Origin of the sequence: Chamaesiphon sp. OTE_75_metabat_556, from assembly GCF_031378165.1 — a bacterium.
Lineage (GTDB): Bacteria > Cyanobacteriota > Cyanobacteriia > Cyanobacteriales > Chamaesiphonaceae > Chamaesiphon.
The window spans coordinates 1-8049 of record NZ_JANNDR010000448.1; the positions used below are offsets into that span (position 1 = coordinate 1).

General features: G+C 47.7%; 9 protein-coding genes. 6 read left to right on the forward strand and 3 right to left on the reverse strand.

Annotated features, from left to right (window positions below):
* Window positions 1-625, reverse strand: a 625-nt coding sequence (locus tag RMO27_RS18185; RefSeq protein WP_309735115.1) for an AMP-binding protein, incomplete at its 3' end; no start/stop codon positions are given.
* Window positions 626-662: 37 nt separating this feature from the next.
* On the opposite strand from RMO27_RS18185, the gene RMO27_RS18190 reads away from it, so the two are divergent.
* Window positions 663-920, forward strand: coding sequence for a hypothetical protein (locus tag RMO27_RS18190; protein ID WP_309735117.1), 258 nt, complete (start codon window positions 663-665; stop codon window positions 918-920).
* On the opposite strand, the gene RMO27_RS18195 is transcribed toward RMO27_RS18190, so the two are convergent.
* Both RMO27_RS18195 and RMO27_RS18200 read right to left on the reverse strand, forming a co-directional pair.
* The gene (locus RMO27_RS18195; RefSeq protein ID WP_309735119.1) at window positions 904-2469 is read right to left on the reverse strand and encodes an ATP-binding protein; all 1566 of its coding nucleotides are present in this window, start codon (window positions 2467-2469) and stop codon (window positions 904-906) included. The genes RMO27_RS18190 and RMO27_RS18195 overlap by 17 nt on opposite strands.
* Window positions 2466-3173 carry a response regulator transcription factor gene (locus RMO27_RS18200; protein WP_309735122.1) on the reverse strand — a complete coding sequence of 236 codons (708 nt, stop codon included), beginning with the start codon at window positions 3171-3173 and terminating at the stop codon, window positions 2466-2468. The genes RMO27_RS18195 and RMO27_RS18200 overlap by 4 nt, the downstream gene beginning before the upstream one ends.
* Window positions 3174-3557: 384 nt before the next feature.
* On the opposite strand from RMO27_RS18200, the gene RMO27_RS18205 reads away from it, so the two are divergent.
* The 5 genes from RMO27_RS18205 to RMO27_RS18225 all read left to right on the forward strand — a co-directional run.
* Window positions 3558-4490, forward strand: coding sequence for a YHYH protein (locus RMO27_RS18205; RefSeq protein WP_309735124.1), 933 nt, complete (start codon window positions 3558-3560; stop codon window positions 4488-4490).
* Between the two features lie 334 nt (window positions 4491-4824).
* Entirely contained in the window at window positions 4825-5793 is a 969-nt protein-coding gene (locus tag RMO27_RS18210) for a YHYH protein (protein WP_309735126.1), read from the forward strand.
* A 127-nt stretch (window positions 5794-5920) separates the two neighbouring features.
* Window positions 5921-6502 (forward strand): cytochrome b/b6 domain-containing protein, encoded by a 582-nt coding sequence (locus RMO27_RS18215; RefSeq protein WP_309735128.1) that lies wholly within the window; start codon window positions 5921-5923, stop codon window positions 6500-6502.
* Window positions 6503-6563: 61 nt separating this feature from the next.
* Complete coding sequence (locus RMO27_RS18220; protein ID WP_309735130.1) at window positions 6564-7421, forward strand: dienelactone hydrolase family protein; 858 nt, start codon at window positions 6564-6566, stop codon at window positions 7419-7421.
* A 92-nt stretch (window positions 7422-7513) separates the two neighbouring features.
* The coding region (locus RMO27_RS18225; protein ID WP_309735132.1) for a type I restriction-modification system subunit M N-terminal domain-containing protein at window positions 7514-8049 on the forward strand (536 nt) is incomplete at its 3' end.

Consider the following 8049-nt stretch of genomic DNA (forward strand, 5'->3'; position numbering starts at 1 on the left):
GATCGTGGGGGGTGACATGATAAACCGTCTCATTGACGACCTGAATATAGTTCCGACTACTGCGGTGTTCGATCTCGACACCCTTCGGTCTACCAGTAGAGCCAGAAGTATAAATCACATAACTTAAGTCTCGCGCCCCAACCCCAATCGAGACTCGATCTAATCTGGCTGTTGATTCTAGTGCTAATTTTTCCGTACAACGATCGACACAGACGATATTGCCAACCGTTAACTCTTTTTTACTGGCTAGATCGGTAGTAGTAACGATCGTCTCCATCCCACAATCAGAGAGAATATAATCGATGCGATCGGCTGGATATTCAGGATCGAGCGGCACGTACGCACCACCAGCTTTGAGAATTGCCAAAATCGCGATGTATAATTCTGGCGATCTGGGTAATAGCAAGGCTACTCGCGCACCACAGACAACCCCTTGCTTAACCAGAAAATTAGCTAATTGATTCGATCGCGCTTCGACTTCGCCATAACTAAGTATTTGTGACTGATAAATAATTGCGGGATGATGAGCGTGAGTATCTGCTTGAATCTCAAATAACTCGTGGAGACAATTTACTCGAACAGATATCGGGGTAGGGGAGATGCTTGAATCTTCGCTCAAAATCATGTATTTGGGCTAGTGTGGGAGAATTTAATGATTGTTGATGGTAGCAATCGTCTTAGCAACGACTATCATCCTCGTACCTTCACCACAAGTCAAGCCCGATCGACCCATTTCGGCATACATTCGATCGCACAAATTGCATTATGCACAACTAGCGACAAGTTTATCGATCGAAACCCGATTTCCACCTCAAATCCAAACCCCAAAAATGCTCGATCGAAATTGCCAAGATACGCGCAAATTATTAGGTGGGAATCAATTCGATCGACCGAGATTCTCAACTATTCCAAAACTTTAACCACCAGTTGCCTCGGCAATGTCAAGGTAAAGCCAGTTTGTCCGGTAGGAGTTGGATCTAAAGTGAGATCGCCGCCATGAGCGTAGACAATTTCGCGAGCTAGGCTCAATCCTAGCCCCAATCCTTCCACCTGCTTGTTCCGAGCGGGATCGCCACGATAAAATCGATCGAAGATGACAGCTCGTTCGCTAGCAGGAATATCGTTCGATCGATTACTAATCTTGACCACAACCAGCCGATCTTGATATCCGGCTTCAATTCGCACCCAGCCTGCTGGTAGATTGTACTTGGTGGCATTGCCAATCAAGTTGTGCAACACCTGGATTAAGAGCGGTCGATCTGCTGGGATATTTAATCCAGATGCGATCTCCATCTGGACTGTGAGATCGGGCGATATGAGTTCGATGTCGCTGGCTAAATCTGTTAATAATTCCGATAAATCGACAGCAGTTTTGGTTAGCTGCATTTGTCCGGCATCAGCCAGCGAGAGCAACAGCAGTTTGCGGACGATCGTTGATAAATGGCGCACCTCATCTAAAAAGCTGCTCAAACGTTGCTGAAGATCCGAACCTGGTGGTGCCGATTGTAGTGCTTGTTCTAACTCGCCTTGCAAAATCGACAGGGGTGTTTTGAGTTCGTGCGCGGCATCAGCACTAAACCGCGAAGCCTGGCTAAAGCTGCGTTCCAGTCGTGCCATCATCTGATTGAACACTGCTAACAATTCCACAAACTCGCCATCGATGCCACTGACAGACACTCGCCGATCCAATCCTTTGACTGTCACTTGGCGGAGCGTCTGCGTGACTTCCCGAATCGGTGCAAGTGCATTACCCGACAACAACCAAGCACCAATCGCGATCGATACCAACAAAGTCGGAATACTCACCAGATAAGCATTGCGAATTCCGCTCATTTCTGGTTCGATCGTCTGCAAATTCATGGCAATCGCGATCCGGACATGCGATGACGCCATCGCATGTACTCGCCAAGTACCGATGGTTTTCGGTTGGCTTAATTGTGCCGAGCGATCGGCTGGTGGTGGCTTTCCATTGATTGGCGGAAATGGTGGCGGCTGTTCGGTTAATTGTGCCGAGAGATCTTCTGGTGGTGGCTCTCCATTGGTTGGCGGAAATGGTGGCGGCTGTTCGGTTGATGATGCCGAGCGATCGGCTGGCGGCGGTTGTCGATTTGTTGGTGGAAATAGTTCGGCAGATCTGGGCGCGAAAACAGTGTGGCGAGACAATTCTGTCGTCCAGGTGGGAGATTGATATAGCGTTTTGCCCGCTGCTGTTTGGACGAGTATTGCCAGATCTGTGGGGCTATTGGTATGGAAGGTAATAGGTAACTTGCTACTGTAAGACTCCCATTTCATCTCCGATCGAGGTCGCTTGGCATCACCGATTAAATGGTTCTTAATGGCATCATCAATCCGGTTGAGCTTGGCTTGATAAATCAGCCCCCAGGACATCGCGCCAAAACCCACAAGGGCAGCACCTGCCAATAGTGAAGATAACAGCGCAATTCGGAGTCGGAACGAAGGTTGGCTCACGAGGTTGAATCGAATTTGTGAAAACAATAGCCTACCCCACGAATACTATCGATACAGCCAGTGCCACCTAAAGGTTCGATCTTTTTCCGCAGCCGTTGAATGCAAACATCGACGAGGTTGGTGCTGGGATTGAAATCGTAGCCCCAGACATGTTCGAGAATTTGAGTGCGGGTAAAGACCCGTCCGGGCGATCGCATTAAATATTCTAGTAAGTTAAACTCACGAGTGGTCAATTCGATTACCTCCGGTAGGCTACACGCCAACGAGTGGCGATCGCAAGTGACTTCTCGCGAGATGCGATCGAGTTTAATCGCACCGACATGGAGGAAATTCTGGCGATCTCCCGACACTCGCCGCACCACAGCATGAATCCGCGCTACCAATTCTTCCACAAAAAAGGGCTTGGCGATGTAGTCATCAGCACCCAGGTTTAGCCCTTCGAGTCGATCGTCGAGTTCGTTGCGGGCGGTGAGCAGTACGACAGGGGTATTGCGACCAGCCCGTCGCAGCCCTTTGAGGATTGCCAACCCATCTTTCCCTGGCACCATAATATCCAGCACGATGACGTCATATTCCAGTTCTAAGGCTCTGGCATACCCATCATTCCCGTTGTCGCAATAATCCACCAAAAAACCCTGCTCTTTTAATCCAGCTCGGACAAATTCAGCAATTTTCGCCTCATCTTCAACGTAAAGAATGTGCATAGAAAAACAACAGATCGTTTTTATATTCTATTCCAGTGATCGCGATCTCCAAATTACAAAATCGTAATCAAATTCCAGCGATCACTGTCATTTTACTATTGTCCAATTAGTGTAGAGGTGGCAATATCAACCAAACCATCCTGTAGCTCAAGCGGTTTTACCCCTGTCTTGTCTTGACTGAAACACATGCTCCTCCACTCTCCGCGTGATTTCAGTCGCTGCTTGGTGCGCTAAACCGTCGATAGCCAAATGCGTGCATATCGCTGCTAGCGATTGAAATCGCTTGATAGAGCCATATTGCAACAACTTTAACAGCAACGCGTTGGCATCGCCTGAGCTTTGCGCTTACAGAACGAGAATCGCCATCAACTCAGGCAGAAACAGATGAATTTCAAACTGGTCAAATATGTAATGGTCGCGATGGCGATGGCAATCGTGGTGAATGTCATGAACCTAAATGCCTACTTGCCCAAGTTCTCTGTAATCGAGACGATGACTGCGGCAATCGCCCCAGGTTCATCAACAATGGCAGGTGTCAACACCGCAAAATGGGCTGATAATGTCAAACTTAGCTATGCGGACAACAGTTTCACCTTTGTCTCCAACGGGATTCCCAACCATGCCCGTCCCACCGAATATGTCTTGCCGAAGGTGGGGATGATGATGCCCACACCAACCACTGCATACGTTGGAGCCGATCCCACCAAAGTCCAAAACTACAAATTCACTCTCCCATTGCATCCCACTAAGAGTTCCAAGCCCACGGCAACGAGCTTGGGAGCAATTGGGGTCATGACCTCTGGGGCAGTGCTATTCAACCCTTACGAGGTCGATAATCGGACGATCGCCACCCTAGACAACTTCACACTTAAAAATAGTCAAGGCCAAGACGTCGCCTTTCTCGACAGTTGCAACGGACATCCAACCCCGAGGGGGCAGTACCACTATCATGCGCTACCAACCTGCATCACCCGCATGGTGGACAAGGTGGGCGGGCCTTCCCACCTCATCGGCGTAGCCTTCGACGGTTTCCCGATTTATGGCGATCGGGCGATGAACGGCAGCAAGATCGAGGCCACTCAGCTCGATACCTGCAACGGGATTACCAGTGCCACCCCAGAATTTCCCAAGGGTATTTATCATTATGTGCTACTCGACACCAAGGATTCCACCTCGTCGATCCGTTGTTTCAGCGGTAAATCGAACATCACGATGAGAATGCCTGGTATGAATCGTCGTCCGCCACGGGATCGAGCAGATGGTTCACCATTTGGCAGACCACCCGATCCACCACCGGATGGGATGACAAATATGTAGTCGAATTATTGGTAAAATCTTCATTTACGTTCGATCGAATTAAGACATTACAATACTTTCGTTCTTTACCCCTGAAATCCAATCCTGTCTTTACTTTCTTCTGGCTCCAAATATCAAAAATATGCTCGCCAACACAACTAGAATCTAGTCGAGAGTAATGGCTGCTGGCTGTTTTACTATGATGATATGATGTTATTCAATTTATCGATCTAAGGTTAATGGAGCAAACGCAAAGTTAAGACAAAATTACATGAATTATAAGTACAAACTTCTCATCCCATTCACATATGGCCTCGTATCTCTACTGGTGACGTCTTGTTCATCTACTAGAAAATTGTCTGCCAAGATTGAAGCAGCCTCTGCTAATTTATCAAATTCTTCAATTTCAGTAAACCCGACATATTTCATCAAAGAAAACTTAGCAAAAAAAATTACTAAACAAGATTGCACCCTCTCAGACGGAACCAACTCTTCATGTTATGTCATCACAGTCAAGCCTGCTCCCCAAGAGCATAAAATGGGGCCGTGGTGCCCAACTAATGTCAAAGATGGCAAAGATAAGGGTGGGATTTGGTTCAAAGATGGGAAAGTTTACGATGTTAACGGTACTTTTATTTCCAGTTTGGCTAATTTCTATTCAGACCCCAAGTGGAAATTAGTGAATGATGATGGCTCGATTCGAGTCACCACAACAAAGGCAGCGTTTGAAGCTGCCGCAAGACCAGAAGTCGATCCGCGTTATCACAACTATTGTGTTGAAGGCCGTCCAGAGTGGTACACAGTTAAGGAGACGACTTATACAATCCCGGTTACACCAATCTATCAACAAACTCCGACAAGTTTAGGCCGTGATGGGATTGGGGTGGCATTCAATGGGGTTAAATTTGATGCCCCAGCTCCTCTAGGTGCCATCCTAAGCGCACATACATTAGCACCCTTTGATGACCATGGCGGCCATATGAATCCTCGTGCTGGTTATCATTATCATGCCGCTACTGGTCATACAAAAGAGATCGCCCAAGGTGACAAGCATTCGCCGCTAATCGGTTATGCACTCGATGGATTTGGCATCTTTGCTTTACTCGATCGAGACAAAAAAGAACCCACAAATTTGGATGAGTCTCGTGGGCATTTCGATAAAATCAGGGGATATCATTACCATGCCGGAAAACCAGGAAGTAATGAAATCATTAGGTCTTTTCGGGGAGTATTGCCCAAGAGCACGATGTCAGACTCAGATAAGCCGGGTGGACAAAGTAGACCCCCACGTAGACGAAGAATGCAGTCACCACCGGGATCTTGACGACAAAAGCATTTGTCTAAATCATCCTGAATTTACCCATTTCGTTGCTGTTTTCCATCCCGATCGAATCATGAATTTCACATGCTCTATGGAAATATATTCGTTCTAATCATTCCGAGGTTGTACTATGGCGATCGCAACTAAATCTCGACTTAATTCTGCATTTAAGCAATTGATGTCTGTGCATTGGTGGATGGCAATTGCTGATGTTGTTTTATTCGCAACCGGAACTTTCATGTCTCAGTTGGAACGGGGGGTCTCTTTCCGACATAGTTTTTATGATTTCCATAAATCCATGGGCGTGCTGTCAATGGCACTATTGACCTGGCGAATCTTACTCCTGTTGCGAGTGTGGTGGAAGAAATATACGCAGCGTTTTCCTAAATTTTCTTGGCTCTGGCTCAAAACACTGGCATTGCACATCAGTCTGTATGTGTTCATGTGGGCAGTCCCAGTATCGGGGTTCTTACTATCAAATTCATTTCGAGCGAACAATGTGAAGTTTTTTGGCTTCGTCTTACCAGATATTTTCCCGCAAGATTCAGCAATGGAAAATCTAGGCAGAAATCTACATTTTTGGTTATCCTATAGCTTGCTGGCATTTACTTTGCTGCATACGATCGAGCAACGAAAAGTTGTGCGGGCAAATTGGCGGCGGTTCAGACAGTTTCTTCAGTCAAAGCTCGATCGAGTTAGATCGGGTTTTTAGAGATCTCAGTAGATTTGAGAGCAGTGTTTACTTGTTAGATAAATGAACAAAGGAGAAATCTATGCAAAAGTTGACCCGGCGCAAGTTTATGATTACGGCATCTCTCTCAACTGGATTTGCGATGGCTGTCCGTCCAGTTGGTGCTAAAACTATCACCACCGATACCAAGGGCTTACTCGCCGGAGCTGTCAACATCCCTGTCAAAGATGGAACAATTCCGGCCTACCGCGCCCAACCCGCATCAGGCAATAATTTTCCGATTATTCTGGTGATTCAGGAAATTTTCGGGGTACACGAGCACATCCAAGATGTGGTGCGCCGCCTTGCCAAACTGGGTTATTTGGCGATTGCTCCAGAGCTATTTGTGCGTCAGGGGGATGTGTTGAAACTGAGCAACGTCGAAGAAATTCGGGCTGTTGTCGCCAAGGTGCCTGATGCTCAAGTTTTAGCGGATCTCGATGCAACACTGGCTTGGGCAGTCAAGTCGTCTCAGGGTAATGTCGAACGCGAAGCGCGCCACCAAGGCGGTCGAGTTGGCATCACCGGGTTTTGCTGGGGTGGTCGGATCACCTGGCTCTACGCGGCCTACAATCCCAAGGTCAAGGCGGGAGTTGCCTGGTATGGCAGACTGGTGGGGGAGTCTACGACCCTGACCCCCAAGCATCCTGTGGATATTGCGTCCACTTTGAATGTTCCAGTGCTCGGACTCTATGGCGGGAAGGATACCGGAATTCCACTAGAGTCAGTGGAGCAAGTTCGCACGCTCATCAAGTCAGGTCGAAGCAAATCGGAAATTGTGGTGTACCCAGAGGCACCTCATGCTTTCTTTGCTGACTATCGCCCCTCCTACCGTGAAACAGCAGCCAAGGACGGTTGGGATCGCCTGCAACAGTGGTTTAAGAGCCAGGGTTTGATGTAGGGAATTTTATCTAAGCGATCGAAAAGTATGTCTGGTAAGCTGAATTTGGGTTATCCTCTAGGATCGATCTGATCACCTTTCAGCACCCCGACATGGACAAAAATACCATCCCCTTCCTCCCCGTCAGTCAGGATGAAATAAATAACATCCTCTGGCGAGCTTGTGATACCTTCCGTGGGACGATCGATGCTAGCGAGTATAAGAACTATCTGCTGGTGATGCTGTTCGTCAAGTACGTCAGTGATTCGTGGACGGAACATTACGAGCAATTGCAGGTACAGTATGGCGATGATAAGGAGCGGATTCTGCGGCGGTTGGAGCGAGAGCGGTTTGTGTTGCCCCCTGATTGTCGGTTTGATGATGTTTATACCAAGCGGAATGATACGAATCTGGGCGAGGTGATTAATAAGGCATTGGAGCAGATTGAGGAAGCTAATAAACTCAAGCTGGCGGGGGTGTTTCGGAATATTGATTTTAATAGCGAGGCGAATTTAGGGCAGACACGGGAGCGAAATACGCGGTTGAAGATGCTGCTGGAAGATTTCGCCAATCCGAAATTAGATTTGCGCCCATCCCGTATCGGCAATCTCGATGTAATTGGTAACGCCTACGAATACCTGATTGCCAA

Bases quoted from the DNA above. Each gene is read 5' to 3' on its own strand.
- RMO27_RS18200 (WP_309735122.1), bottom strand. From the start codon at position 3,173: ATGCACATTCTTTACGTTGAAGATGAGGCGAAAATTGCTGAATTTGTC.
- RMO27_RS18205 (WP_309735124.1), top strand. From the start codon at position 3,558: ATGAATTTCAAACTGGTCAAATATGTAATGGTCGCGATGGCGATGGCA.
- RMO27_RS18220 (WP_309735130.1), top strand. From the start codon at position 6,564: ATGCAAAAGTTGACCCGGCGCAAGTTTATGATTACGGCATCTCTCTCA.
- RMO27_RS18190 (WP_309735117.1), top strand. From the start codon at position 663: ATGGTAGCAATCGTCTTAGCAACGACTATCATCCTCGTACCTTCACCA.
- RMO27_RS18215 (WP_309735128.1), top strand. From the start codon at position 5,921: ATGGCGATCGCAACTAAATCTCGACTTAATTCTGCATTTAAGCAATTG.